The organism is Candidatus Acidulodesulfobacterium ferriphilum, from assembly GCA_004195035.1.
GTDB classification, from domain to species: Bacteria; SZUA-79; SZUA-79; order Acidulodesulfobacterales; family Acidulodesulfobacteraceae; genus Acidulodesulfobacterium; species Acidulodesulfobacterium ferriphilum.
Window position 1 is genome coordinate 128,428 of record SGBD01000003.1, and the last position, 25,150, is coordinate 153,577.

30 protein-coding genes and 1 tRNA gene are annotated in these 25,150 nt (G+C 36.3%); 26 read left to right on the top strand and 5 right to left on the bottom strand.

What is annotated here, in order from left to right:
* Positions 1–177: 177 nt before the first annotated feature.
* Positions 178–996, bottom strand: a complete 819-nt coding sequence (locus EVJ47_06560; GenBank protein ID RZD14324.1) for an XRE family transcriptional regulator — start codon at positions 994–996, stop codon at positions 178–180.
* Between the two features lie 136 nt (positions 997–1,132).
* Between EVJ47_06560 and EVJ47_06565 the strand changes: the two genes are divergently transcribed.
* The 11 genes from EVJ47_06565 to EVJ47_06615 all read left to right on the top strand — a co-directional run bounded on the left by EVJ47_06565 (position 1,133) and on the right by EVJ47_06615 (position 8,085).
* A complete protein-coding gene (locus EVJ47_06565) occupies positions 1,133–1,330 on the top strand; it encodes a DNA-binding protein (protein ID RZD14325.1) in 198 nt (65 codons plus the stop codon).
* Positions 1,323–1,634 carry a hypothetical protein gene (locus tag EVJ47_06570; GenBank protein ID RZD14326.1) on the top strand — a complete coding sequence of 104 codons (312 nt, stop codon included), beginning with the start codon at positions 1,323–1,325 and terminating at the stop codon, positions 1,632–1,634. The genes EVJ47_06565 and EVJ47_06570 overlap by 8 nt, the downstream gene beginning before the upstream one ends.
* Positions 1,631–2,533: a helix-turn-helix domain-containing protein gene (locus EVJ47_06575; protein RZD14327.1), complete on the top strand. Its 903-nt coding sequence runs from the start codon at positions 1,631–1,633 to the stop codon at positions 2,531–2,533. The genes EVJ47_06570 and EVJ47_06575 overlap by 4 nt, the downstream gene beginning before the upstream one ends.
* A gap of 106 nt (positions 2,534–2,639) precedes the next feature.
* Positions 2,640–2,912: a hypothetical protein gene (locus EVJ47_06580; GenBank protein RZD14328.1), complete on the top strand. Its 273-nt coding sequence runs from the start codon at positions 2,640–2,642 to the stop codon at positions 2,910–2,912.
* A gap of 14 nt (positions 2,913–2,926) precedes the next feature.
* A complete protein-coding gene (locus tag EVJ47_06585; protein ID RZD14329.1) occupies positions 2,927–3,718 on the top strand; it encodes a hypothetical protein in 792 nt (263 codons plus the stop codon).
* 2 nt (positions 3,719–3,720) lie between these two features.
* Positions 3,721–4,818: a hypothetical protein gene (locus EVJ47_06590; protein ID RZD14330.1), complete on the top strand. Its 1,098-nt coding sequence runs from the start codon at positions 3,721–3,723 to the stop codon at positions 4,816–4,818.
* On the top strand, positions 4,808–5,023 hold the full coding sequence (locus EVJ47_06595) for a hypothetical protein (GenBank protein ID RZD14331.1): 216 nt from the start codon (positions 4,808–4,810) through the stop codon (positions 5,021–5,023). The genes EVJ47_06590 and EVJ47_06595 overlap by 11 nt, the downstream gene beginning before the upstream one ends.
* A gap of 190 nt (positions 5,024–5,213) precedes the next feature.
* A complete protein-coding gene (locus tag EVJ47_06600) occupies positions 5,214–5,489 on the top strand; it encodes a hypothetical protein (GenBank protein RZD14332.1) in 276 nt (91 codons plus the stop codon).
* Between the two features lie 197 nt (positions 5,490–5,686).
* Complete coding sequence (locus EVJ47_06605; GenBank protein ID RZD14333.1) at positions 5,687–6,397, top strand: hypothetical protein; 711 nt, start codon at positions 5,687–5,689, stop codon at positions 6,395–6,397.
* A gap of 387 nt (positions 6,398–6,784) precedes the next feature.
* A complete protein-coding gene (locus EVJ47_06610) occupies positions 6,785–6,976 on the top strand; it encodes a DNA-binding protein (protein RZD14334.1) in 192 nt (63 codons plus the stop codon).
* Between the two features lie 23 nt (positions 6,977–6,999).
* Positions 7,000–8,085, top strand: coding sequence for a site-specific integrase (locus EVJ47_06615; protein ID RZD14335.1), 1,086 nt, complete (start codon positions 7,000–7,002; stop codon positions 8,083–8,085).
* A 5-nt stretch (positions 8,086–8,090) separates the two neighbouring features.
* Here EVJ47_06615 and EVJ47_06620 read toward each other — a convergent pair.
* A tRNA-Lys gene (locus tag EVJ47_06620) sits at positions 8,091–8,166 on the bottom strand.
* 238 nt (positions 8,167–8,404) lie between these two features.
* Here EVJ47_06620 and EVJ47_06625 point away from each other — a divergent pair.
* The 3 genes from EVJ47_06625 (at position 8,405) to EVJ47_06635 (ending at position 10,805) form a co-directional block, all read left to right on the top strand.
* Positions 8,405–9,055 carry a phosphoribosyltransferase gene (locus EVJ47_06625; GenBank protein RZD14336.1) on the top strand — a complete coding sequence of 217 codons (651 nt, stop codon included), beginning with the start codon at positions 8,405–8,407 and terminating at the stop codon, positions 9,053–9,055.
* 135 nt (positions 9,056–9,190) lie between these two features.
* The gene (locus EVJ47_06630; protein RZD14337.1) at positions 9,191–9,499 is read left to right on the top strand and encodes a DUF59 domain-containing protein; all 309 of its coding nucleotides are present in this window, start codon (positions 9,191–9,193) and stop codon (positions 9,497–9,499) included.
* 43 nt (positions 9,500–9,542) lie between these two features.
* Entirely contained in the window at positions 9,543–10,805 is a 1,263-nt protein-coding gene (locus tag EVJ47_06635; GenBank protein RZD14338.1) for a hypothetical protein, read from the top strand.
* A 67-nt stretch (positions 10,806–10,872) separates the two neighbouring features.
* Here the strand turns inward: EVJ47_06635 and EVJ47_06640 are convergent, their stop codons facing one another.
* Together EVJ47_06640 and EVJ47_06645 are read right to left on the bottom strand one after the other, a co-directional pair.
* Positions 10,873–11,409, bottom strand: a complete 537-nt coding sequence (locus tag EVJ47_06640; protein ID RZD14339.1) for a DUF2249 domain-containing protein — start codon at positions 11,407–11,409, stop codon at positions 10,873–10,875.
* A gap of 20 nt (positions 11,410–11,429) precedes the next feature.
* The gene (locus EVJ47_06645) at positions 11,430–11,924 is read right to left on the bottom strand and encodes a hemerythrin domain-containing protein (protein RZD14340.1); all 495 of its coding nucleotides are present in this window, start codon (positions 11,922–11,924) and stop codon (positions 11,430–11,432) included.
* A 359-nt stretch (positions 11,925–12,283) separates the two neighbouring features.
* On the opposite strand from EVJ47_06645, the gene EVJ47_06650 reads away from it, so the two are divergent.
* The 3 genes from EVJ47_06650 to EVJ47_06660 all read left to right on the top strand — a co-directional run bounded on the left by EVJ47_06650 (position 12,284) and on the right by EVJ47_06660 (position 14,222).
* On the top strand, positions 12,284–12,733 hold the full coding sequence (locus EVJ47_06650) for a glycine cleavage system protein H (GenBank protein RZD14341.1): 450 nt from the start codon (positions 12,284–12,286) through the stop codon (positions 12,731–12,733).
* 42 nt (positions 12,734–12,775) lie between these two features.
* Entirely contained in the window at positions 12,776–13,057 is a 282-nt protein-coding gene (locus EVJ47_06655; protein RZD14342.1) for a thioredoxin family protein, read from the top strand.
* A 169-nt stretch (positions 13,058–13,226) separates the two neighbouring features.
* Entirely contained in the window at positions 13,227–14,222 is a 996-nt protein-coding gene (locus tag EVJ47_06660) for a hypothetical protein (GenBank protein ID RZD14343.1), read from the top strand.
* 58 nt (positions 14,223–14,280) lie between these two features.
* Here the strand turns inward: EVJ47_06660 and EVJ47_06665 are convergent, their stop codons facing one another.
* Positions 14,281–16,719, bottom strand: a complete 2,439-nt coding sequence (locus tag EVJ47_06665) for a vitamin B12-dependent ribonucleotide reductase (protein RZD14344.1) — start codon at positions 16,717–16,719, stop codon at positions 14,281–14,283.
* Positions 16,720–17,005: 286 nt separating this feature from the next.
* Here EVJ47_06665 and tolQ point away from each other — a divergent pair, with 286 nt between their 5' ends.
* The 9 genes from tolQ to EVJ47_06710 all read left to right on the top strand — a co-directional run bounded on the left by tolQ (position 17,006) and on the right by EVJ47_06710 (position 25,146).
* Positions 17,006–17,683: a protein TolQ gene (gene tolQ / locus EVJ47_06670; protein RZD14413.1), complete on the top strand. Its 678-nt coding sequence runs from the start codon at positions 17,006–17,008 to the stop codon at positions 17,681–17,683.
* A 69-nt stretch (positions 17,684–17,752) separates the two neighbouring features.
* Positions 17,753–18,136, top strand: a complete 384-nt coding sequence (locus EVJ47_06675; GenBank protein RZD14414.1) for a biopolymer transporter ExbD — start codon at positions 17,753–17,755, stop codon at positions 18,134–18,136.
* Between the two features lie 51 nt (positions 18,137–18,187).
* Positions 18,188–18,958 (top strand): TonB family protein, encoded by a 771-nt coding sequence (locus tag EVJ47_06680; protein RZD14345.1) that lies wholly within the window; start codon positions 18,188–18,190, stop codon positions 18,956–18,958.
* Between the two features lie 40 nt (positions 18,959–18,998).
* Positions 18,999–20,369, top strand: a complete 1,371-nt coding sequence (locus EVJ47_06685) for a hypothetical protein (protein RZD14346.1) — start codon at positions 18,999–19,001, stop codon at positions 20,367–20,369.
* A gap of 86 nt (positions 20,370–20,455) precedes the next feature.
* Positions 20,456–21,259 carry a tetratricopeptide repeat protein gene (locus tag EVJ47_06690; GenBank protein ID RZD14347.1) on the top strand — a complete coding sequence of 268 codons (804 nt, stop codon included), beginning with the start codon at positions 20,456–20,458 and terminating at the stop codon, positions 21,257–21,259.
* Positions 21,207–22,307, top strand: coding sequence for a tRNA (adenosine(37)-N6)-threonylcarbamoyltransferase complex transferase subunit TsaD (gene tsaD / locus EVJ47_06695; GenBank protein RZD14348.1), 1,101 nt, complete (start codon positions 21,207–21,209; stop codon positions 22,305–22,307). Before EVJ47_06690 ends, tsaD begins: the two co-directional genes overlap by 53 nt.
* A 6-nt stretch (positions 22,308–22,313) precedes the next feature.
* Positions 22,314–23,183: a ribosomal RNA small subunit methyltransferase A gene (gene rsmA, locus EVJ47_06700; protein ID RZD14349.1), complete on the top strand. Its 870-nt coding sequence runs from the start codon at positions 22,314–22,316 to the stop codon at positions 23,181–23,183.
* Positions 23,184–23,208: 25 nt separating this feature from the next.
* Positions 23,209–24,690: a glycerol kinase gene (gene glpK, locus EVJ47_06705; GenBank protein ID RZD14350.1), complete on the top strand. Its 1,482-nt coding sequence runs from the start codon at positions 23,209–23,211 to the stop codon at positions 24,688–24,690.
* A gap of 96 nt (positions 24,691–24,786) precedes the next feature.
* Positions 24,787–25,146 (top strand): hypothetical protein, encoded by a 360-nt coding sequence (locus EVJ47_06710; GenBank protein RZD14351.1) that lies wholly within the window; start codon positions 24,787–24,789, stop codon positions 25,144–25,146.
* Positions 25,147–25,150 lie beyond the last annotated feature (4 nt).

Sequence of the window (25,150 nt, forward strand, 5' to 3'; positions counted from 1 at the left end):
AATCCAACAGCAAAAAGCCGCTATTGGATTGTCTAAAATTGCCTGCTACGCCTTATTTTACAGCGATAAAGCATACTATTAAATAAGGTTGATAAACCTTTTAAATCCAGCGGAATCGGCGGCGGAAAAAATCTTTTTTTTATAAAAGGGGGGAGCAAAAGCAAAAAACTGAAAAGATTAATCATTATCAAAATTTTTAACTGTAGGTCTTGGTTTAATTGCGGCGATAACTTCGCCAATAATTCTAATATCCTCTTTTTTAAAATAAAAATCATCATATACTAACCTTATATATTTAGCGGTTTCATAGTTTTCATTTACATATAAGAAAGCATAAAAAAGATTTTTTTTATAAGTATAATCGTGGATTATTTCAATATATCTGACTAACTTATCATTATTAGGTTTTTCAAGAATAAACAATTTTTTTGGAATTTGATGTCCTTTTCTAACTTCTTTTATGAAAAAATCAGAATAATCAAAATTATCTAAATACCTAATAATTAAATAATCGCCTGCAAAAGCGGTAGGAATTAAGGAATCGTCATTTATAACTACGGCGTAATAATTATGACCGTTAGTTTTAAAATCTTCACGAAAAGGGTCGTAAAATTTCCTTTCATCAACAAGTAAATTTCCTTTATTTCTAAATTGCAAGAAATCTAAATCCTTATCATTATCAATAAACCTGTCAGAAATTAAAAGTTTTAATTTATATTTTGGCGGAGTTTCCGGGAATAAATCAATTTCGGGGGTTAAAACTTTTCCAATTAATTCTTTCTCTTTAGATATTTTTATCTCTAATGCTTTAAATATTTTTTTTATAGTTGAATTGCTATATTTTTGCTGATAAGATTCAGCAAGCCCTATTAATGAACGAGTAATATTAGCCATTTCTGCAAGTTGAACCTGTGTTATGCCTTTTTTTATTCTTGCTCGCTTAATATAATCGATAATATCTTTATCTATTTGCTCTAAGGCAATAAGTTTTGTCATATTTTTTGTTTTTTTAAATTATTTTATTGACAATGTTAAATTTTATTGGCATAATTAATATTAATAACTAATGTTATATAATTTATAACATTATAGTTTATTTATTGTTAAATATTATATTTTAAAGGATATTAAAATGCAAATCGAAAAACTTGAAAATTATTACACTCTAAGAGAAACAGCGGAAAAATTACGAATAAAACCGACGACACTTTATGGTTGGGTGCGGAACAAAAAAATAACTTGTTATAAAAACGGCAGAAAATATCTTTTTACGGATAAAGACATCTTAAATAAACTTAATAAAAATCGTATCAATAATGATAATGAATAACGCCAACATAACGCCTGATTTTGACATAATCGAACTACTTAAAAGCAAAAAACTATCTTTAGATGAGTTAGGCTTATATGTGATGTTGTGGGCTATATCCGATAAATCGTTAATATTGCATAACATAACAGAATTAGCAAAGCTTGGGAACTGTGGCACAGATAAGGTTAGTGGACTAATCAAAAAATTAATCGAAAAGAAATTGTTAATAGAACGGCGCATAAACCAGCGGATATATTTTTTTAAAGTTATTCGTCCGGACGAAAACTATGAAACTGCTAAAATGGAGTTTTTAAAGCTATGACAGACAAAACCGACATATTAGATTTTGACCAAAAATACGGTTATGTTCAAGTTCCTAACGTGCTTGTCCTGAATATGTCAAAACTTCAATTATCCGGTAATGAGCTTGCTTTATTGATAATTATTCGGATGTTCGCATACCAAAGAAATTATAGCTTTCCGTCCTTAAAAACACTTCAAAAAATATCTGGTCTATCTCATCGAGGCGTCATCTATATTATTAAAACCCTCGAAAATAAAGGATATTTAGAAATAAAAAGAATTTCTCAAAAAAATAATTTCTACAGTTTCAAGCCCTTAAATGATTTATTAGAAAAGATTATGAATAATAATATAGATGAAGAGGTAGTCAAAAATTTTGACTACCCTAGTGCAAATTTTGCACTACCCCCAGTGCAAAATTTGCACCCGAATAAGAAGAATATAAATAAGAATAAAAACACACACACAAAGAAAGAAGAAAAAGAAAGCGTGTGTGATGAAATCAAAAAAACAAAAACTTTTCAAAATACCGAACCGGCAATTATCGAAAACCTTTTACAGAAAAACGGCGAAAAGGCAGTAATTGCCGCGAAGTATATCGAAAAGACATTTGCCGGACAGGCAATAAGAAATCCGGCAGGGCTTTTAATTAAAACCCTTGAACGTGGGACATATTCCGAATTGCCGCAGGAAACAAGAAATCTTGCCAGCATAAAAGCGGACATCGAAAGGCTTAACGATAAATATAAGGGCTTTTCCGTGTTTCAAGGGGAAAAGATAACAGAAATTTCAAATATCGGCGGCAGGATAGCATTTAGGACTAATGATATAACGAAGGATATGACGGTAACGCCGGCTAAAAGCTACGAAGAATTTGAAACATACCTGAATCGGCAAAAAGGCATAAATTCATCTTAACGGCGGGTATAAAACTATTAACACCTTTCAAACAAGGGCTTAAAACGCAAATTAGAAAGGGTTTTAAAATATAATTTACATTAAAATAACAAAAAAAGGTGAAATTATGAAAAAACTAATTTTAATCGCAGGGATAATAATTACGGGATTAGCTTTATCCGGGTGCGCTAAAAATCCGGCTATGGTTTATCATCGTTATTCATACTACACAAAGCACCATAAGCAAGCTTATAGGGTTTATGCGGCTTGCAAGAAAATTCCTGACTTCGTAAATCAAAAAAAATCAATAAATTTCGATGTGTCAAAAGAAAATAAGAATTGCTTTAACGCATATTATAATATTTTTTTTCACTTTCAGGGTAGGGGTTATGTACATTAATTAAAGGAGGATTTATGAAAAAGCTATTAATTATCGCAGTTTTTACGGTTATTTTTGGAATATCAAGCAGTGCCTATGCGCAAATGGCGGTTTTGTCAGTTCCAAACCCGCAGTCGTTAGCAACGCAGGCTGAAACTACGGCAACGGCGATTAATACTAAACTTCAAACAACTTTGCAGGACATAAGAAATGCGCAAGCGGTTCAGGAAGCGACTAATGCTTTTAACCAATTTCAAACATATCAGAACGACTACTACGAAGCGACCGGATTTTTGCAAAACTTAAAGCAATTAGACGGTGTAAGTAGCTTTTTGCAGAATTATACGCAATTTGTGCCGAGTGTTCAACTGAACACGCCTAACGGAAATCTGGATCAGTCGCTTGTTAATTATGTAAATGGAATGGGGGCAAGCGATTTAAATGCGGCGAACCCTTGGGATAATGCAATAGGTGTAAATTCGACGGCGGCGGACGCTCAGGCTATAAGTCAAGCCGCGATTAACAGCGAATCGTCAACGGCGGCATTAGACAGCAAAGAAGCGCAGACGGCTACTACGGCGGGACATTTAATATCAACGCAGGCTACAAGCGCAAACGGTCTTGACGCGGCAAGATTAAGCGCAAGCGCGGACGGCAAAATCATAGAATTATTAAGTGAAATACTTCAAAATCAGGCGGTAGAAAATCAGGCAAATGCGGCACAACAGGCGGAAACATTAAGGGCGAAACAGCAGGCAATATACGAAAGACAAAATAGCGAACAAACAAGCAAATCTTTAGCTAAAAACTTTGCGGCGGGGTGGTAATTATGAAAAAACTACTTATTTTAATAATTTTGTTTATATCGATAACGGCGGGAGTAAGGGCGGCTTATGCGCAGACGGCTACAACGGCGGGAAATACTACTGGACAAACAAATATTACGATTACGCAGTATCCGCAAATCGGCGTAACCTCGACGATACCGTCAACATTCGGAAATCTAATGAATAATAATATTATGCCGTTAGAAAAAACGATACTGCCTTTTTCTTTTCTCGTGTTTTTGTTCGCAATGGCTATAAGGCTATATTTAGGGGAAGAAAAAGGCTATATGAAAGAAATATTTTATATGATTTTCATAATGTCAATTTTGATTATGTATAACACTATTTTTCTATGGCTCAATTCAGTATGCGACGGCATAGCGCACGCTATAATGCCGGCAAACGAAGTTTCATTATTTTTAAGCTCGATACTTAATTGGAATCACCCGGGCATTAGCTTTCTTGCTTTTTCGTTATCCGGTTTTGCGGCAACGGCGGCGCTGACTCTTGCAAGCATTGCGATATGGATTCTTGAATGGCTAAGATATTTATTACTTTCTTTTATGTATTTAGTGGGTCCGATTACGATAAGTTTATCGATGATACCGCCGCTCCGACCATTCCTTAAGGCTTGGATAAAAGATACGATAGAAATAATGTGCTGGTTTATAGTTACTGCGGTTCTTTTCCAAGTCTTTAATACGATTCTATCGACGGGGAACACATACCCGTCTTTGCAAAATTTATCCCCTCTGGCAGTTGCAGGGATTTATACCTTTTTAGTCGTTCTGATAATTTTAACGCCATATCTGACATCAAAACTTTATCAAGGCGGAATGGGGGCTTTGGGGTCTATTGCAAGCTATGCGACAATTTCTTTGATAACCGGCGGAGCTTCGGCGGGACTCGGAGCGGCGGGAGTATCGGGGGGCGGACTTGCCGGTAATTTAGGGGCTAAACTTGCCGGTAAGGGCGGAACGACAGCGGCAAGACACGCGGCGGAATCGGGGGGCGGGTATTCATCGGCACAAATACGGGCGGCGGCAGGCAGACGCACAAATAAAAATCCATATAATAAAAGGGGGAACGATGAAGAATAAACTTGAATTTCTTAAAAAGAACAGGGTAAATATTACATCGATTTTTATTTTAGCATTTGCTTTGTATTATTATTTTGCCGGAAATATAAACGACGCTTTAGGATATATTCTTTTAGGAATTGTTTTAAATTTATTGAATTTGGCACATAATCACCTTAAACCAAAAGAAAACAACGGGGCTAATAAGCAAAATCAGCCCCGATAAACTTAAAACAGGTAATTTACTATTAACCAAAAATCAAACGGCTTAAAATCGATTATAGGGATTTTAAAGGTGTTCGAGGTGTCCGCCGGGCGGACAGTAAAAAATTAAATTATCGTGGCGAAACTGTTTCGCCACGAGAAAATTAAATCATCGTGCGGACACTGTGTCCGCACGATGAAAGGGGGACGATATGAAAAACGAAAACAAGAAACAAAATTACAGGGTCATCGTGAAAATTAACGAAATCGTAATAAGCTTTATAGCCGAAGACAAAGAACAAATGAGCGAACAGCTGAAATTTTTATACAAGGGAATAGATATTCCTAAGGAAAGATTATACAAGGAAGACGGGACGGACGGTATCGTCGAAGTTACCAATGATGTTATCGTTTCCGTTGTTAATGAAATTTTAGACTGCCACAGCTTCAGGCTACCTGAATATCAAAAATATATCGAAGAAATTTAAATATTCCGGGTCCGGAAAAAAGGGGGAACGATGATAATTGAAAAAAAGGACATTAACAACATCGCAAATATATGTGATTTCTTTGAAAGCCTAAAATTTAAGTATTCGGAATTGGACGGATTATATGATTTATCGGAAGATGTTGAGATAAGCATTGATAGACTATTAGCCGCAATGGAAGAAGAAAAGGGGCAATAATGGGCGCACATAAAAGGGTTGATTTTAGCGAAAGGGATAAACAATTATTATATCTTTTATATAAACATAGGTATTGTGATTTTACGGCTTTAACTATGTTGAATATTAAATATGATACTTTATATAGACGATTAAAGAAATTAATTAAATCCGATTATGTTAAAAAATTAAATTCTGAAAATATTAAAATCGAAATTTACAGCTTAACGCAAAAAGGCGAAAACTGGCTTACTCAAAACATCGAGCAGGAATTTAATAAACCGATTTTAAGTAAAATTAAAACATCGTCTTTATATAACTTTAATCATCACTTATTAATCGCAAGAATAGGCGCATTATTGGCAAGCAGAAATATCGATTATGAAATAGATTTAACCTGTAAAAAAGCATATCCAGAACTTAAAATAATACCGGATATAATCATTAAAAAATACGGCGGATTAATCTGCTTTGAAATCGAACTTGAATACAAAACGGCGGAAAAATACGCAAAGAAATTGTCGCAATTACAGAACAGCGCGGATATAAAAAAGTTAATATATTTGACACAGGGGAAGCCTGATAAATTACAAAATAAAATATCGATTATAGACCGATATAAGAAGGGTAAAAGTATAGATGAAAGATTTATTGATAACGAAACGAAAAACAAAATAATATTTGTAGAATTAAATAATTTTATTCAGAATATAGACGAATTTATATCCTAAAAAAGAACTAAAAAAATCACACACAAGAACGGACGGAGAAAATAAAAAGAAAATGAAAGAAACGAAAAAGATAAAAAATAATTCAAGTTTTGGCGGAAAAAAGATAAAAAATACCGTTCCGTTTTTCGTATGTTGCAGGTCGGAAGGGTATTTTTAGGGCAAAAGGCACTGTTCCCCTACTCCCACTTAGTAGGTGGTCGGGGAGTTTAAAAAGCCAAACTTCCCGACCACCTACTAAAAGCGTGTGGGAGTAGGGGAACAGCAAAGGCAAAAGCAGAAGCGAAAGACAAAAGCAAAAACCAAAGCAAAAGACAAAGGCAAACTGCGAAAGCAAAATTGAAAAAAAATTATTAATTATAAAAATAACTTCTACACGGAAAAAAAATTATGCTGATAAAAATTAAAGAGGTTGCCGGAATGTTAGCGATGAACCAAACAAGCATTTACAAACTTGTTTATCGTAAAGCTATTCCTTATGTCAAAATAGGCGGAGCTTTAAGGTTCGATAAGGATAAAATTATCGCTTGGATTAATCAGAATAGCTGTGATATGATTAATCCGAAAAGTAAGCGTTTGTAAATGTCGTTTAAGGGGGTGAATCAATGGGCATTTACAAAAAAGCTAACAGCAATAATTTTATGATGAGCAAAACGGTAAACGGTTTGACTTATTTTAAATCCAGCGGCACAAATTTAAAAATGGAAGCAAGGGCAACTTTCGACCGCTGGGTCATCGAGCTTAAAGAACAAATCCGGACCGGCGAGCCGGTAAAGCAGAAACAAGAACCTATAATAAATAATTCTACTTTTTCGGAGCTTGCCGATAAGTATTTGGAATATACCGCCGGACGCTTAAAAAGCCATAAAGGGCTTTTCACTTTTTACAAAAAACTAAACGGCTATTTCGGAAATAAAACCTTAACGACTATTTCAATAGAGGATGTCGAAAATATGCAGTCCGATATTTTAAAACAGGGGCTTTCAAACGCATATGCAAACAGGTTATTAATTCATTTTAAAAGAGCGTTAAAAAAAGCGGCCGATTGGGAAATAATATCCGACGATGTTCTTAATAAGTTTAAAAAGGTTAAACTCGTAAAAGGGGAAACAAAGCGGTTAAGGTATCTGTCCGAAGATGAGGCGCAAAGGTTTATCGGTAATTGCGATATTAATTTAAAATCTATCGTAATAACTGCTTTAAATACCGGTATGCGTAAATCGGAAATTCTGCATTTAGCTTGGGACAGGGTAGATTTAAAGAACCGGATAATCCTTTTAGATAAAACAAAGAACGGCGAAAGGCGAGAAATACCGATAAATCAAACACTTTACGATGTCCTGCTGCAGCTGCCGAGGCATATAAGCGGCTATGTATTTGCAAATCCTAAAACCGGCAAGCCTTACAATAACGTTAAAAAGAGCTTTGGATCGGCGTTAAGAAAAAGCCATATTTTTGATTTTAGGTTTCACGATTTAAGGCATACTTTTGCAAGCTGGCTTGTTATGGGCGGGGTAGATTTAACGACCGTTAAGGAACTGTTAGGGCATAAGGATGTCAGGATGACTTTAAGGTATTCTCATTTAGCGGCAAGTCATATATCTAATGCCGTTAAGGTTTTAGAAAAAAACTTTACCGTTTCTTTACCGCAGGAACAAAAGCAAAAATCCGAATATCTTGAAAGTGTTTAAATATCTGGTGGGCTGTCCCGGGATCGAACCGGGGACCTACTGATTAAGAGTCAGTTGCTCTACCGATTGAGCTAACAGCCCACATAAATGAATAAATAAAAAGGCAAGCGTATTATAAACATTATACTCGATAATTATATACTATTTTTATTTTTTTAGTCAATTCTTTTCACAATTAGTGATATACTTCTAAATAAGAGGCTGCATTTTAGGGTACCTGCTTAAAGCATTTACGGCAGGCGTAAAAGATAAAGGATAAAAATAACTTAAGTTTCTCGGTAAATGCGGGAGGCGGATAAAAAGATTATCCGAAAGGCATATGATATTTAAAAATCGGCAGGAAGCGGGAAAGCTTTTAGGGAAAAATTTATTAAAGCATAAATATAAACCGGAAAAAACTGTGGTTATAGGTTTATTACGGGGCGGGATTCCTGTTGCTTATGAAATTGCAAAGGCATTGAACGCGCCTTTAGATGTTGCATTAGTAAGAAAGATAGGCGCCCCGGATCAGGAAGAATTAGCCATAGGGGCGATAGTGGACGGTGAAAATCCGAAGGTTTATCTCAATAAATCTTTAATATCCCGTATCGCAATGCCCGAAGGTTATATCGATAGAGTTAAAGAGATTAAGCTCGAAGAAATCAGGAAAAGGGAAAAAATTTACAGAAAAGGGGGGGGAAGGATAGATGTTCACGGCAAAATAGCAATAGTTGTGGACGACGGTATTGCAACGGGCGCTTCCATCAAGGTTGTAATAGAGGCTTTAAAGGAAGAAAAACCTGAAAAAATAATAATCGCCGTTCCTGTTATCCCAAAAGACACTCTAAACGAATTAAAAAAAACTGTAGATGATGTTATAGTTCTGGATGCCCCCGAAGAGTTTTATGCCGTAGGAGAGTTTTATGAGGACTTTGGTCAGACAACGGATGAGGAAGTAATCTCGCTTCTTCAAAAATCGAAATCTAAATAGGTGAAAATTGTGATTTAAATCAATTTAATTGAATTATATATTTGATAAACTTAGATTTAGAGTTTTAGAAGAAAAGACATCTTATATTAATGTTAAGGCAAAAATTTATAAGGCTTTTTAAATCGGAGGTTTATCATGGCCATAGTTAATGAAAATGATATTTTAGAAAAATTAAAAGATATAGTTGACCCTGAACTCGAAGTTAATATAATTGATTTGGGGCTGGTTTATAAGGTGAATATAGATGATAACGGAAATGTTAGGATAGATATGACTCTAACGGCTAAAGGGTGTCCGATAAGCGATGTGATAAAGTACGAGGTAGAAGAAGCGCTCAAAAGTATTTCCGGTGTCAATGCCGTAAGCGTCAATTTTATTTGGGAGCCGGAATGGAGCCCGACGATGATAAAAGACGGCGCATTAAAAAGGCTAAAAACCCGTTAATTTTTTAACCAGTTTAATATTTTAATACAATTATAATATCATAATGAACGCAACTGACAGCTCCATTAATATAGCGCTGAGGCATATTAAAACGGCCTTGATATTTTTGCCGATTTTTTTCATCGTAATGTTCCTCGACTCAAGAAGCTTTAGCGTCTATTTTTTTATGAACACAAAAATAATTTCTCTTACGCATATATTTACTCTCGGTTTTTTGATGATGGTCATTATGGGCGCTTCTTATATGCTTTTACCGGTGGCGCTTGGCGTAAAAATTGCTTATGAAAAGCTTTTCTTCCCTGTTTATTATGTTTTTGTCGTTTCTTTATCGTTATTTGTTATAGGAATGCATTATTTAATTCCCGTTTTAATAGCAGTGGGCGGGCTTTTTTTATTTATTTCTATTTTGACTTATAACATTAATATACTCATAAGCTTAAAAAAAGTAAAAAAATGGGACTATTCGGCATTAGGAATTGCTTTCGCCTATTCTTATCTTTTTATAGGTTTATCGATAGGATTATATCTATCATTATCATTTTATTTTAATATAGGTTTTAATCTTTACGATATATTGAAAGACCATATTTATTTGATGTTTGCCGGCTTTGTCGCTATGCTTTTTATAGCTGTTTCCTACAGGCTTCTTCCGATGTTTTATATGACAAAAACGCCTCCTAATTACTTTTGGAAAACTGATTTAACAATTATTAATTTGGGTATTATTGCCATACTAATCTCGTCGTTTTTTAACGGAGGAACCGGTTATATTTATTTTTACTTGAACGATGCAGGCGAAACGCTTTTAGGTCTTGGAGTCTTGTCGTATTGCTTTATATTTTTTAATCTTATGCTGAAAAGGCTTAAAAAGAAACTTGATATCACTACATTTTATTTATATAGCGGAATTATATTTTTAGTTATAACGGCTACTGCCGGTTTATTGTTAATCATTATACCGCAAAGGACTATGGACTTAAATTACGGCATATATTATTCCTTTGGATTTACCGCTCTTTTTTGTTTTGCGGGTATGATTATCATCGGGTTTTTGCATAAAATATTCCCGTTTTTGATCAGTCTGAAAATATTTGAAAAGGCAAAGAAAGGAGCGTATAACAAACTTTTTAGCAATATGAAAGCCAAATATTTCGAATACTTAATCTTCGGTCTTTTTTTAACCGGCGGGCTGCTCGGTATGTTCTCCTTATTGCTTATTTACATGGTTCTAATTAAAATTACCGCCATTATTCTTTTAGTTTCTTCTATATTGCTTTTAATCCATATATTTTCAATGGAATGGTAAATAAATTATCCCTTCGCTCCTTTAAGGAATTGGCGCAGGCGATGGGCGAGCAGAGGGGGGTAATCAATTATCTCCAGACTTTTATCGTATAAAGGTCTTCGCCTGTTTCTTCCGTTAAAAACTTATACCCGGCGTCTTTTAACCTTGGGTATAAATGTATGGGTTTTCTTTCGTGGGTTATATATAAGGCTTCGCCCTCTTTAATATTTTCTAAGGTTTCAAATATCTTAAGAAGGGGTTGCGGCGGTTCAAGCCCTCTTACATCTATTTCCACGCCTTTTTTATGGGCTAAATTCTTAAGGTCTTCGTCGGTGAAGTTTTTTTCATCTGCTTCTTCCGATACCTTAATGGGTTTCTTGCCTGTTTTATCTCTAAAAAATATTATCTGAAATCCTTCCTGTGTTTTATTCGTGATGTGTTCAAAACCCTTATTTTTTAAAACGGAGTAAAGCGGAAACGGTTCAAAGCTGTTTGTTAAATCCAAAGCCTCATCCTCTTTTAATCCGTTAATCGCCTTCATAATTCTTTGAAACGGATCTGCGCCGTTTTTAATATCTTCCCTGACATCTAACTTAATTCGTTTTAAATTATTTATGGTTTCCATAATTATAACCTCCTACGTTTTTATTTGATTGTTCTCATCTTTTCCATTATGCCTTCTTTTTCGTCTGCGGTTAAGTGCATATCCGCCATATTGAATAATATGTGGTCTTCCTTGTCGATATGTTCCGATAAAAGGGAAGCAAATGAACCGCCGACGGATACGACGGTTTTATAGTTGCCGCCGGCTTGATAGTCTTTAATGCTTTTTTTAAAATCTTCCGAAAGCTCTCTGCTGTGCTTGTGTTCAATAAGCATAACATGTATAGGGCCTGTTTCTAAACCTATATAATTTCCGAGAACGGGGAATAAAGCCTCTTCCTCTTTTTTAAAATGAATTTCTAAATCCTTATCGATAAATGCGGTTATTTCATTAAGTTGATTTATAAGGTTTTTTCTTAAACTATCCGAGGAGCTTGCCCCAATCTTTTTTAAATACCCTTCAAGATTATTTAAAACTCCTCTGACGATTTCGTGGTCGCTTCTTAAAGACATAATTGGGTCGAGATTTGTATCCATAATCGATAGCTCCTTATTTGTTCTGATTTATTTAATTTATTTCCAACTTTTTAACAAATTAATGAAAGAACATAATATGATTTTATCATAATTTTATCATATAATTAATTTTACGCAGTGATAAATATCACAAAAATATAAAAAAAATTATATTAAAATATAATTAAATTATTGCAGGCATTTTATTTTATGTACGAATATTAATTATATATGTATAAGCGTGAGAAACATTGATAACATTATGTTATAATTTTAGATAATATATGATAATATATAACATGGCATAGCAATAAGCGGCAGCAGAAAATCGTAACTGCCAATCATAATCAAACCATAACCAAAAATAAAGGAGAGCGTAAATGGCTGAAGTACAGGGTTGCGAACTTCCGGAGGATTTATATTACGATGTCGAAAAGGACACATGGGCAAAGCCGTTAGGTAATAATATAATTATGCTCGGAATGACCGATGTGGCTCAAACTCAAGCGGGCAAGATTTTGCATGTAACATTTAAAAAAATAGGCAGTCTTGTTCAAAGAAGGGGTAATACCGCGACAATCGAAAGCGGTAAATGGGTTGGGCCCATTCCGTCCCCCGTTGCGGGCGAAATAGTCGAGGTTAACGAAGCCCTGTTAAAAGACCCTCTCCTATTAAATATATCTCCTTACAAAGACGCATGGGTGAGTAAAGTGAAAGCATTCGACTTGAGCGAATTAAAGAATCTTTTAACCGGCTCCGAGGCGGTGGAAAAATACAGAGAAAAAATAATAAAGGAACAGATTCAATGCATGAGGTGTTCAAGCCAGTAATAATATTTCATTAAAATTATCAAATTATCGTTATTATAAATTATGGCCGATGAAATTAACAAAATAAAGGCAAAGCATGATGTTATACTCCTTGTTTCCAAGTGGTGTGAAGAGTGCGTGCCTGCGGATAACGCGTGGAAGAGATTACATGAGGAACGCAAGGACTTTAATTATAGGTCTTTAGATGTTTCCGAACCCGAAGGAAGACGGCTTTCGATTGAACTTTACATAAGAAGCGTGCCATCCACCGTTATCGATGGAAAGCTTTCCTATGTCGGAATTCCCACCAAAGATGATGCCAATGAACTGCTCAATTTAGCTTGATTTATCAAAAAATCTAGATACCCTGCCTTTATTTATTAGTCCATTCATATATTTATATTATCTTATATTATTGCGTAAAATAGTTAAAAATTGTAATTGATTTATTTGTTTTAATATGTTAAAACAAACCAAAATTAATTAATTTTAAACTTAAACGGAGGGAGTTATTATGAGATTTTTTGCACGAAAACTATTATTAACCATGGCTTTGGGTTTTCTGTTCGTACTTATAGGTTCGGTTAATGTATTTGCGGCGACCTACGGCGTATTTACTCAGGTCGCCGTCAATGTTCCCGGAGATATTCCATCTGTTGTCCATAATATCAAATCTGCCTTGAATCATGCGGGTTGGAAGGTTGTGGGAACAACTAATATATCTCTTCCAAAAAGCGATACTCATAAAGCAATCGTCATAGCCGCAACGAATAACGTCTATAATAAATATATGGTCGATAACGGCAACAATCCGGCGGCCGCTTTCGGACTTCCATTAAGAGTAGAGGTCTATACCACGCCGGCCCAGGGTATTGTCGTCAGTATGTTAAATTTACCTGCTTTAGCAAGAACATTTTCCGGAAATTCTTATGTAGATTATGCAATTAAAGTAAATAATATGTTAAAGCATGCTATAAGGGGCGCGGTAGGCGGCACCCCTTCAAATCTGCAATACGGTCCGATGAGAAGCGGGAGGTTTCCCGGCGGTATCGGGGGCGGTTCTTTTCCCGGCAGTATTGACCAGATATCGAACTATTCCGGCAGTACTAATTCTAATTTAAGGGGCGTCGCACAATTAATAGAAGCGGGGATTGGCCGTAATAACGGCAGATGGCGGTTAGTTTACGAGATAAGCAAACCTTCGATAGGTTTTATAGAATTTGGCGTTACAAGGAATTCGACGGAAAGACACTCTATCGAAATCGACAGCGGCGCAAGGGCAACCTCCTCGTATAAAACCCCGGGGATAGACCATGGCGCGTCTTTTCCGATAGAAATACTTGTTTATAGGGACGGAAATTACACCGATGTGTCGATACTTGGCGAGATGTGGAGAATGAAATATTATTTTGCCGATGCGGGAATGTTAGCATTTATGACACATATGGGAATGCCGGGTTCCATACAGGGTTCTTTAAAACAGATGATTTTATACGGGTTGGCATACTAACCCCCACCCTGTCCCCTCTCCCATAAAGGGGGAGGGGACTAAGGAAGGATGATGCTTATCATCCGCAATCGGAGTATCCGCAATCAAGGCATACCGTGCAGCCTTCCGCATGTTTTAAATTAGAACCGCCGCACATCGGACAGGCGCCCCTTCCTTGAACTTTATATGTATCTATATGCCCGTTTTTCTGATTTTTATGAGATATTTTCAGACTTCCATTTTCCAACAGGCTTTTTTCAAGCGCTTTTCCGATAGCATCCGCGCATGAGTATATTATGTTATCGCCGAAACCGTGCGGTATATTACATCTAATGCCTTTTAGCTGGTTTATTATTTCTTCGGTGTCTATTCCCGACCTCAAAGCTAAGCTTACCATTCTGCCGGTTGATTCGGTTTGAGACTGCGCACAGCCGCCGGATTTGCCGATAGAATTAAATATTTCAAAAGGCCTTCCGTTTTCGTCGTAATTTATCGTTACATATAAAGGTCCGCAGCCGGTTATTGTTTTAATCGTAATTCCATGTATAATATCAGGCCTCTTTCTCGGCTCGATTCTTTTTTCGCCGCCGCTTTTTTTTTCAACGGCGGGTTCGATGCCGATAGGTTCGGTTACCGGAGAACCGCATACCGGACACTTATATTTGCCGTTTGCGGAAGGACCTGTCGTTAAGACCTGTTCCCTCGAGCCGTCTCTGTAAACCGTAATACCTTTCAAATTAAGATTATACGCAAGCAGATATACCTCTTTAATATCTTCTTTTTTTGCAGAGTTTGGAAAATTTACGGTTTTACTGACGGCATTGTCCGTATATTTTTGAAATGCCGCTTGAAGCATAACATGCCATTTTGGCGTAATATCGTGCGAGGTTATAAATATGCGGCTTAAATATTCATAGATTTCGGGGCTTAATAAATTAGGCGGCAAATCTTTATAAGAGTGCCCAAGATTACCGTTCTTAACGACAAAATCTATAAGTTCATTTGAATAAACGCCTAAACTTTCCAGTATATTTTTAAAATTTTTATCGGTTTCTATTAAAGTTTGATTGTCTAAGACATGCCTTTCATAAGCTAATGCAAATAACGGTTCTATTCCGCTGGATGCTCCGGCAATTATGCTTATTGTGCCGGTCGGGGCAATGGTTGTGGTTGTTCCGTTTCTCATAGCCTTATAGCCTTTTTCTTTCCAGACGGAGCCTTCAAAATTAGGAAAACTGCCCCTGACCGTCCCAAGTTCTTCCGATTTTAATTTTGATTCCTTATCTATAAAACCCATTATTTTTTCGGCTACTTTAAGCGCCAGGTCGCTATTATACGGTATTTTTAATTTTATAAGCGTATCGGCATATCCCATAATCCCCAGCCCTATTTTTCTATTGGAAAGCGTCATCTGTTTTATTTTTTCGATGGGATAATGATTTTTGTCTATCACATTGTCTAAGAAATGAACTGCCGTATGCACGGTTTTTTTAAGCGACTCAAAGTCAATAATATCAAGGTAATAAGGCAGGATAGCATCAGGCTTTTCATTAAGCCTTTTTAATGCCTCTTTATAATCAAATTTGCCTTTTTTGCTTTCATATCCCTTTATGAATTTTCCAAGATTAATGGAACCCAAATTGCAGGATTCGTAGGCAACTAAAGGCTGTTCCCCGCACGGATTAGTCGCCTCGATTTTGCCGGCTTTAGGGATAGGGTTAAGTTTGTTTATTCTGTCTATAAAAATAATTCCCGGTTCCCCGCTAGACCATGCCATTTCCACAATTAAATCGAAAACTTCTTTTGCATTGAGATGTTTAACGATTTCATTGTTTCTCGGGTTTATCAACGGGTAATTTTCGTTTTTAATAACGCGGCTCATAAAATCTTCCGTGATCGCAACGGATATATTAAAATTGTTAAGTTTTGAGGTATCTTTTTTAGAAGAGATAAAGTCTAATATATCAGGGTGGTCTATTCTTAAAATACCCATATTGGCTCCCCTTCTTGTTCCGCCTTGCTTTATCGCCTCCGTTGCGCTGTTAAATACCTGCATAAATGAAACAGGGCCGCTTGACACGCCCTTTGTGGAATGAACGGTATCATTTTTGGGTCTTAAATTAGAAAAAGAAAAGCCTGTTCCGCCGCCGCTCTGGTGTATTAGCGCTGTATTTTTTATTGTCTCGAAAATCGATTCCATAGAATCTTCGATTGGAAGAACAAAACAGGCGGAAAGCTGCTGCAGCGGTCTTCCCGCATTCATTAAGGTAGGGGAATTTGGTAAAAAGCGCAGGTTTGCCATCTCTTCGAAAAATATCCCTGCTATTGTTTCAGCCTCTTCTTTGGTTTTGCCGTAATTTAAATCGGCTTCGGAGATGTTCTTTGCCACCCTTTCAAACATTCCGGATATTGTTTCGATAATTTCACCCTTTTCGTTTTTAGCCAAATATCTCTTCTTTAAAACCGTTATTCCATTTTCGGAAAAGCTTTTTATAAGCGGGTCATTTTTATCTTTCATCTATACCTCCCCTTATATTAATTTTAATGAATATTTAATTTTAAAAATTTTTACAATTAACAATATGTAGATATTTTTTTTATTTCTATACAATATATTGTAATTTATCTTTTGTCAATATCTTTTTTTAATTACCGTTTTTAATTGTAAATCATTAAAAAAAGTTTTATAATTTTAAAATATGAACAAGAAATAATAAATAAAATAATAAATAATAAGAAATACATAAAAATTGCAAGGGGGATATTAAAATAAAATAATGCATAGTTTAAATTACCTGCATAGCATGAATATTTTAACCCACATTCTAAGCACAAACATCGTTGTAAAATTAGTCCTTTTAATTCTATTTTTTTTCTCTTTGGCGTCATGGGCTATTATTTTTTATAAATTAAATTATCTTAATAAAGCAAAAAAGGAAGATAAAGAGTTTCTCGATTTATTCTGGGAATCTAAAAGATTGGATTATGTTTATACGGCCACCAAAAATTTTAATTATAGTCCTGTAGCCTCTATGTTTAATGCTACATACAAAGAACTTGTGGACATTAAAAAAAAATCGGAAGAAAAGGATAAGCTTTTTGGTAAAGAAAATAATGGAGAGAATCAAGCATATATAGAAAGGGCTTTAAAAAAATCACAGCTCTCGTCTATTGCAAAACTTGAGATTTCCCTTCCATTTTTAGCGACGGTCGGCTCCACTGCCCCATTTATAGGCTTATTTGGAACGGTTTGGGGAATAATGACATCATTCGAAAGTATAGAAAAAGCAGGGACAGCCGGCTTGGCGATTGTAGCTCCGGGTATTGCTGATTCGCTTATTGCGACGGCGGCGGGTCTTTTTGCGGCGATCCCTGCCGTTATTGCATATAACTATTATTCAAATAAGGTAAGAGTGATAGCTAACGAGACTATCGATTTTGCATATGAATTTATGACAATAATCGAAAGGCAGATTCTATAATAATTAATTATGTTTATATCTTTTGGCGATAGAGACGATAAAAAAAGTTTTTCTTCCGGCTATAAGCTTATGTCCGATATAAACATTACGCCGTTTGTCGATGTAATGCTGGTTTTGCTCGTTATCTTTATGGTAACCGCCCCGATATTGGTTCACGGAATTAAGGTTCGCTTGCCGGCGGCTTCGGCGCGGGCATTAAAAGCCCCGGAAAAAACGATAGTCGTTTCGGTTACTTCCGGCAGGTATGTTTATATAAACAATTTGAGGGTAAGCCCCGCCCTTTTGACCCAAAAATTAAGGATTTTATATAAAAACAGGAGGGACAAGCAGATATTTCTTAAAGCAAGTTCAGTCCTGCCCTACGGCTATGTAATAAGGATAATGGCTGCAATAAAAGACGCCGGCATAACAAAAATCGGCATGGTAACGGCAAATCTCAGCCATGTTAAGTAATTAAGCAAACGCTTTTAGAAAATTATCGCATTTATTTTTTAGCAAGTTAAAATGTTTAACGAAAACCGAAGCGGAATTGGAAAATATTATATATATTCGATTTTATTTCATGCGGCTTTAATCGGTCTAATAATATATTTAGGGATAAGGTTTAAACCGGAAATTGAGTCTATCGGCTCAAAGGTAGTTGTCAGCGTTGTGAGCAGCGTTCCTGGACCGCCTGCTTCTGTTAAAGCGATATTAAAACCGCCTGTGCCAAAGATTAAAAGACAAATTATAAGCAAGCCCGCTCAGGCAAAAAAACCTGTGCAATTACCCGTTACTAAAAAGCCCTCATCTATGGTTTACCCGAAAAAGGTTCTGCCGAAGTCCGTTCCCGTTAAAAGATATGTTAAGAGGCAAGCCCCTGTTCCTGCGGTTAATTCCAGTGTCTATACAAATTTACATAATATGATAAGCCTTAATAACGCATATAGCAAGGTTCAGGAATCTTTGATCAGGGGAAATATCCATAACTTTCAGGGTTATGTCAATAAAATAGTGTCGATTATTACATCTCATTTCGATATTTCTCTTTCTAAATATTTGCACTACAAGTCCGTGGTTGCCTTCCAAATATCCGCTTCGGGAAGGATTTACGGCGTCAGGCTTGCCAAATCTTCAGGCAACGGCTATTTCGATTCTCAATCGATCGAAGCGGTAAAATTATCAAGCCCGCTGCCTTCGCCGCCCAAAGGGTTTATGAGCTTTATGAACTCTAAGAACGCAGGCGAGGGGGCTTTAATAGCCTTTAATCCGAGAGAGATTCTAAAAAATAAGTAATATTATAATAATATATAAGGGAGGAATAAGGCGGGCAAAAATGTTTAAATTTAAACCTAACGATTTTTATAGGTGTAAGGTTTTTTACACCATATTAACATCTTTTTCGATTTTATTTACTTTATTTTTATTTCCGGTAAATTCGTACGCAAAGGTATATATAAATATTTATGCGGCAAGAATTAAAAAAATCAGGGTTGCCGTTCCTAACTTTAAAAATATTTCAAAGTACGGACAGCATCAAAGAATCGCAAAAAAAATTGCCCGCATAATCAGGCACGACCTTTCCGTTATCGGATATTTTCACATAGTAAACCCGCTTTCGTATCTTGAAAACTCTAAATATGCCCCTGTAAGCGTTAAGAAAATAGATTTTACAAACTGGAGCGTGTTAAGCGCGCAATACTTGATTAACGGCGAATATAAAACTGAAAACGGTATTATAAAAATTAAAGCTAATCTTATAAGCATCTATTCTCAAAAATTACTTTTTACCGAGAAATTAGAAGGACATGATAAACAATACAGATATCTGGCAAATAAGTTTGCCGACGGTATATTGAAATTTTTAACCGGGATTAAGGGGCCGTTTACGACAAAAGTGTTTTTTGTCGGGGAACAGGACGGGGCAAAAAATATTTTTATGATGGATTTTGGCGGGCATAGGGTCAAAAGAATTACAGATAACCCGTCGATTAATATATTTCCGCATCCGTCTCCCGACGGCGGCAAGGCTGCCTATATTTCTTTTAAAGACGGTGATCCCGCCATTTTTATTAAAAATTTAAATACAGGCAGAACTGCAAGGTTTAATCTCCCTGGCCCTGCCGATTATGTCTCCTGGTCGCCTAAAGGAGATAATCTGGCTATAGCGCTCACCCCGGATCATTACAATACCGAGATATATACTATTAATATAAATGGAGGGAATCTTAAGCAGTTGACCGACATAGGCGGCATTAACACATCTCCGTCGTTTTCCCCCGGCGGAAATAGAATTGCCTTCGTGTCAAACAGGGGAGGAAGCCCGCAAATTTATGTAATGAATTCCGACGGAAGTAATCAGCATAGAATTACTTATAATAATAGCTATTATAATACGAGCCCCGCATGGTCCCCTAACGGGAAAAAGATAGCTTTTGCCTCATTCGTAAACGGCGCGCTTCAAGTGTGTATTATGAATGCGGACGGAACGGATGAAAGACAGATTACCGATACGCCGTATAGCGCCCAGCATCCCGCATGGACAAGGGATTCGAGGATAATTACTTTTGATACCGAAATTGCAGGAAGACAGGAATTATTTATGATAGATGTAAATGAAAGCGGCATGATAAGGCTGATGCCCCGCCTATTTCCCGAAATGCAAAATTATTATAGTCCCGAGTGGACATTAAAATCATCTTATTGACCTTATTCTCAAAATTATTGAAAAATATTGCTTTATATGATAAATTCAATGTAATATTTATAATTATAATACGAGGGCATTACATTATGAAAAATAAAAAATATTTTAGAGTTTTTCTTCTGCTTTTTGTTTTTTTATTTTTTACGGCGGCTTTTTTATCGGGATGCGCCGAGATGGAACCTGATACCATACACAATTTAAAGGTTCAGGTTAAGAAATTAAATAAAAAGACCGGCAAATTATCCCAAAGCAATACTTATTTAGAGCAAAAGCTTCATGACATTCAGGTAAATATAGCAAATCAAGGGGTAAAAATAGCTGATATAAATTCTAAACTAAGGGATATTTATGGAAAATATGAAGTAGAATCCCACAATCTCCATATGCTTCAAAAAAGGTTTAGAGATTATCGCTTAATTGTTAATAAAGAACTTATTACATTGCTTAAGCATGCTCAAATTAAACCTCCGGTAGAAAAAATCGCTCCGCCCAAAAAGGCGGTTATCAGTGTAAGCCCCAAGCTTATGGAGTTTAATAAGGGTATGGATTTATATAAAAAGAAAGATTACGCTAACGCCGTTTTAGCTTTCAATAAATTTATAAGTAAATATCCGCAGTCAAAAGACATCCCTGATGCCGTATTTTATAAAGCTGTATCAAACTTCAATCTTAAAAAATATCCCGTATCCATATTGGAGTTCCATAAATTTTCCGAAGTTTATCCAAAAAATTCCCATGTTCCTATGGCTATATATTTACAGGGAATGGGGTTTTTAAAGCTTTCCGATAAGTCCGACGCGTCGATTTTATTTCAACAGGTTGTCTCAAAATATCCGGATGCGGAGGCTTCAAAACTTTCGGCGGCAGAGCTTAAAAAACTTTCGAAATAAAAGTATGGGCTATTCCGAAAATATCATTAATCTGGCATTTGAGTCAAGTTGCGACGATTTTTCCTGCGCCGTGCTTTTAAAAGATAATAAAGGCATAAAAATTCTTTCTAATATAACATATTCGCAGGATTTTGTGCATGATATTTACGGAGGCGTCGTTCCCGAACTTGCTTCAAGGAATCATATAAAAGCATCTTTACCCGCCCTGTCGTTTGCTTTGTCAAAAGCCGCCATCGCACTAAAAGATGTCGGCTTAGTATCCGCTACGGCCGGACCGGGGCTTATCGGCTCCTTATTAATAGGACTTATGGAGGCAAAAACTATATCGTATGCGCTAAATATTCCGTTAGTAAAAATAAATCATATCGAAGGACACATATTCAGCCCCTTTTTGGAAAATAAAGAGGAGTTTCCCTTTATTGCATTGGTTATTTCAGGAGGACACACCCATATATATTTGGTAAAATCCCACAGCGATATAAAACTTATCGGAAAGACAAGGGATGACGCCTGTGGAGAACTGTTTGACAAGGTTTCTAATTACCTTGGCTTTGGTTATCCGGGCGGCAGGATTATAGACGAGCTTGCCGAAAAGGGTAATAAGAACGAATTTAAATTTACCCTTCCGATGGCGCATAGCCGTAATCTGGATATGAGCTTTAGCGGACTTAAGACAGCCGTTATTACATTGATAGATAAACTGGGGGGGCGGGGCAAGATTAAAGAAAAAATAGTTTTTGATATTTTTGCTTCTACAAGAGAAGCGGTAGCCAGGATTCTTTATAAAAAGACCTTAGATGCGTGTAATATTTACGGAATAAATACGGTAGCGGTTTCCGGCGGGGTTTCTGCTAATTCAAGGATAAGGTCTCTTTTTGGGGAACCCGCGAAAAATCCTTGTTTTAAAGTAATTTTTCCTTCTATTTCGCTTTCGACCGACAATGCCGCAATGATCGGTTACGCCGGTTTTTTTAAACCCCCGGTAGATCCCCTTAAAAATAAGGAAGAATTCTTAAATATTAACGCCGATTCCTCATGGGAGTTGTAAATTATAATGGAAAATTTACTTAGAAGCCGAAAAGTAATTTATGGGCAAAATTTTTTAATAAATAAGGAAACAGCCCGCAATATTATAGATTCATGCAATTTTTCTTTTAACGACAATGTTCTTGAAATAGGTCCAGGAGAAGGGATATTGACCGAATTTATTATAGGAAATACAAAAACATACACTATAATCGAAATAGACCCCTTTTATTATAATTTTATTAAAGGAAAATTTAATTTAAATAAATTTAGCGGAATCAATATCGTCAACGAAGATGCCCTTAAATTTGATTATACGGGATTAAGCCGCAATCTTTCCTCCAAAATAAGGGTTGTGTCAAATCTGCCTTACGAAATCTCAAGCCCTATCATAGAAAAATTTATAAGAGAAAAGGATGCTTTTTCGGATTTAACGCTCATGTTTCAAAAGGAGTTTGCACAGAGGCTTTATGCAAAAGAAAATGATTCGGAAAGAGGGGCTTTAAGCATTATTGCCGATATAAATTTTGAAATTATCAAACTTTTAGAGGTGGACAAATCAAATTTTAATCCCGTGCCAAAGGTTGATTCGACGGTATTAAGGATAATCCCAAAATATCATACGGATGATAATTATATTTGGGCGGTAAATTCCCCATTCTTTAGTTATTTTGTGCATCAAATTTTTAAGCTGAGAAGAAAAAAACTTAAAAACTCTATACATGCGTCGTTTTTTGGGGTGCCTCCCGACATAAAGATGAAAATATTTGCGGAATTAAACATCGATTTAAATAAAAGGCCGCAGGAATTAACGACAACCGAGTTTATAAAAGCGGCAAAAAAATACGACGACTATTTGAAAATTGCAGAAAAACGGTATAATAATATTAACGGTTAACAGTTAAGTCAGACAGGGTAAATTTATGAAAAAGGTAGTTATTGCCCTTGATTTGGGTACTACGGGCAACAGAGCTATAGCTTTTAACAAAGATGCCGTCATTACCGCCAGTTCTTATTATGAATTTCCGCAAATTTATCCCAAGCCTGCATGGGCTGAACAAAATCCGTACGATATTCTAAATTCCGCCGTAAAAGCCCTTAAGGAAACTATTGAAAAATGTAATTCGTATGAGATAACCTCCGTTTGCATTACAAACCAGAGAGAAACCGTCATATTGTGGAATAAAAGAACAGGGAAACCTGTTTATAATGCCATAGTCTGGCAATGCAGACGGACTGCAAAGTATTGCGAGGATTTAAGGGAATTTAGCCGTGGTATAAAAGAAAAAACAGGTTTATTTTTAGATCCGTATTTTTCTGCAACCAAAATCAGGTGGATAATGGATAATGTTAAAGGCGTTAAAAGTTTAACGGACAGAGGGGAAATAGCCTTTGGAACGGTCGATAGCTGGATTTTGTGGAATTTAACGGGCGGGAAAGTCCACGCTACGGACGCTTCAAATGCTTCGCGGACGCTTTTATATAACATTAACACATTAAAATACGATGAAGAACTTCTTGAAATATTTAATATTCCCTGGTCGGTTCTTCCGGAGGTGGGCGACAGCAACCGCAATTTCGGCTGCACGGATAAGTCTGCGGCAGGCAAATCCATTCCCATAATCGGAATTTTGGGCGATCAGCAGGCTTCCCTGTTTGCCCACGGCGGCTTTGAAACGGGCATAATAAAAAATACATACGGAACGGGGCTTTTTGCGATGATAGAAACCGGCAATAAAATTTATAACTCTAAGAAATTGATTTCGACGATTGCATGGAAATTGGACAGCCTCCCGTATTACGCTCTGGAAGGAAGCATTTTTACCGGCGGCGAGATTATACGCTATATTAAAGACAATTTTAACTTTATAAATTCGGCAGGGGAATCTTCCGATGCGGCTAACGGCATAGATTCCAACGGCGGCGTATATTTTGTTCCGGCGTTAACCGGTCTTGGCGCGCCGTTTTGGGACCCGTGCGCAAGAGGGCTGATTATCGGCCTTACAGGCGCCGCCTCCAAAAACCATATTATCAGGGCGGCATTAGAATCGTTAGCTTATCAAACAAAAGATGTTATTTTGGAATTTAAAAATTCGTTAAAAAAAGATTTGAACTTATCAAAATATAAATTAAGGGTCGATGGAAAAGCAAGCGAAAACGAGTTTTTAATGCAGTTTCAGTCCGATATTTTAAATATGACCGTCGAAAAAACGGTTTTTACGGAGATGACGGCCTTTGGAGCCGCTGGGCTTAGCGCAATAACCACCGGCTTTTGGACAATCGACGAATTTTATAATCTTAAAAAAATAGAGCGTGTTTATAATCCGCAAATGGACGATAAAACAAGAAACGGTTATTATGACAGGTGGAAAAGGGCAGTGTCAAAATCTTTGAAATGGGCATAGTAATGGATTAAAGTTAGACAAGCAGTGTTCAATGTGATATAATTTAGTCTAAGTTTAAGGATGTCCAATTAAAAATAAGTTAAATAAGGGGGTAAAATGCGTAAAATTACTATCTTAACTTTAATTTTAATATTATCCTTGGTTGTATTTTCAAAAGATTCTTGGGCAGCCAAAATGTCAGGCCAGGCCAATGTCCATAGCGCTAAATTTCAATATGAAAAAGGCCTTGGCGCAATGAAAGGGGGTTATTACTATACTGCGGTTCAACATTTTCAAAAGGCTATTCTTGTAAAACCGCATTTCGCATTAGCCTGGGCGCAGATGGGGGTGGCTTTATATAAACTTGGGTTTCCGTCTCTGGGCATAGTCAGTCTTCAAAAGGGGTTAAAATATAATCCAAATATCAAATGGGCAAAAATTAAATTAAAAGAATACCTTGCCTCTCCAAAAAGATAACTAA

Coding starts and splice junctions, on each gene's coding strand:
- EVJ47_06560 (RZD14324.1), bottom strand. CDS start 996: ATGACAAAACTTATTGCCTTAGAGCAAATAGATAAAGATATTATCGAT.
- EVJ47_06565 (RZD14325.1), top strand. CDS start 1,133: ATGCAAATCGAAAAACTTGAAAATTATTACACTCTAAGAGAAACAGCG.
- EVJ47_06570 (RZD14326.1), top strand. CDS start 1,323: ATGAATAACGCCAACATAACGCCTGATTTTGACATAATCGAACTACTT.
- EVJ47_06575 (RZD14327.1), top strand. CDS start 1,631: ATGACAGACAAAACCGACATATTAGATTTTGACCAAAAATACGGTTAT.
- EVJ47_06580 (RZD14328.1), top strand. CDS start 2,640: ATGAAAAAACTAATTTTAATCGCAGGGATAATAATTACGGGATTAGCT.
- EVJ47_06585 (RZD14329.1), top strand. CDS start 2,927: ATGAAAAAGCTATTAATTATCGCAGTTTTTACGGTTATTTTTGGAATA.
- EVJ47_06590 (RZD14330.1), top strand. CDS start 3,721: ATGAAAAAACTACTTATTTTAATAATTTTGTTTATATCGATAACGGCG.
- EVJ47_06595 (RZD14331.1), top strand. CDS start 4,808: ATGAAGAATAAACTTGAATTTCTTAAAAAGAACAGGGTAAATATTACA.
- EVJ47_06600 (RZD14332.1), top strand. CDS start 5,214: ATGAAAAACGAAAACAAGAAACAAAATTACAGGGTCATCGTGAAAATT.
- EVJ47_06605 (RZD14333.1), top strand. CDS start 5,687: ATGGGCGCACATAAAAGGGTTGATTTTAGCGAAAGGGATAAACAATTA.
- EVJ47_06610 (RZD14334.1), top strand. CDS start 6,785: ATGCTGATAAAAATTAAAGAGGTTGCCGGAATGTTAGCGATGAACCAA.
- EVJ47_06615 (RZD14335.1), top strand. CDS start 7,000: ATGGGCATTTACAAAAAAGCTAACAGCAATAATTTTATGATGAGCAAA.
- EVJ47_06625 (RZD14336.1), top strand. CDS start 8,405: ATGATATTTAAAAATCGGCAGGAAGCGGGAAAGCTTTTAGGGAAAAAT.
- EVJ47_06630 (RZD14337.1), top strand. CDS start 9,191: ATGGCCATAGTTAATGAAAATGATATTTTAGAAAAATTAAAAGATATA.
- EVJ47_06635 (RZD14338.1), top strand. CDS start 9,543: ATGAACGCAACTGACAGCTCCATTAATATAGCGCTGAGGCATATTAAA.
- EVJ47_06640 (RZD14339.1), bottom strand. CDS start 11,409: ATGGAAACCATAAATAATTTAAAACGAATTAAGTTAGATGTCAGGGAA.
- EVJ47_06645 (RZD14340.1), bottom strand. CDS start 11,924: ATGGATACAAATCTCGACCCAATTATGTCTTTAAGAAGCGACCACGAA.
- EVJ47_06650 (RZD14341.1), top strand. CDS start 12,284: ATGGCTGAAGTACAGGGTTGCGAACTTCCGGAGGATTTATATTACGAT.
- EVJ47_06655 (RZD14342.1), top strand. CDS start 12,776: ATGGCCGATGAAATTAACAAAATAAAGGCAAAGCATGATGTTATACTC.
- EVJ47_06660 (RZD14343.1), top strand. CDS start 13,227: ATGAGATTTTTTGCACGAAAACTATTATTAACCATGGCTTTGGGTTTT.
- EVJ47_06665 (RZD14344.1), bottom strand. CDS start 16,719: ATGAAAGATAAAAATGACCCGCTTATAAAAAGCTTTTCCGAAAATGGA.
- tolQ (RZD14413.1), top strand. CDS start 17,006: ATGAATATTTTAACCCACATTCTAAGCACAAACATCGTTGTAAAATTA.
- EVJ47_06675 (RZD14414.1), top strand. CDS start 17,753: ATGTCCGATATAAACATTACGCCGTTTGTCGATGTAATGCTGGTTTTG.
- EVJ47_06680 (RZD14345.1), top strand. CDS start 18,188: ATGTTTAACGAAAACCGAAGCGGAATTGGAAAATATTATATATATTCG.
- EVJ47_06685 (RZD14346.1), top strand. CDS start 18,999: ATGTTTAAATTTAAACCTAACGATTTTTATAGGTGTAAGGTTTTTTAC.
- EVJ47_06690 (RZD14347.1), top strand. CDS start 20,456: ATGAAAAATAAAAAATATTTTAGAGTTTTTCTTCTGCTTTTTGTTTTT.
- tsaD (RZD14348.1), top strand. CDS start 21,207: ATGCGGAGGCTTCAAAACTTTCGGCGGCAGAGCTTAAAAAACTTTCGA.
- rsmA (RZD14349.1), top strand. CDS start 22,314: ATGGAAAATTTACTTAGAAGCCGAAAAGTAATTTATGGGCAAAATTTT.
- glpK (RZD14350.1), top strand. CDS start 23,209: ATGAAAAAGGTAGTTATTGCCCTTGATTTGGGTACTACGGGCAACAGA.
- EVJ47_06710 (RZD14351.1), top strand. CDS start 24,787: ATGCGTAAAATTACTATCTTAACTTTAATTTTAATATTATCCTTGGTT.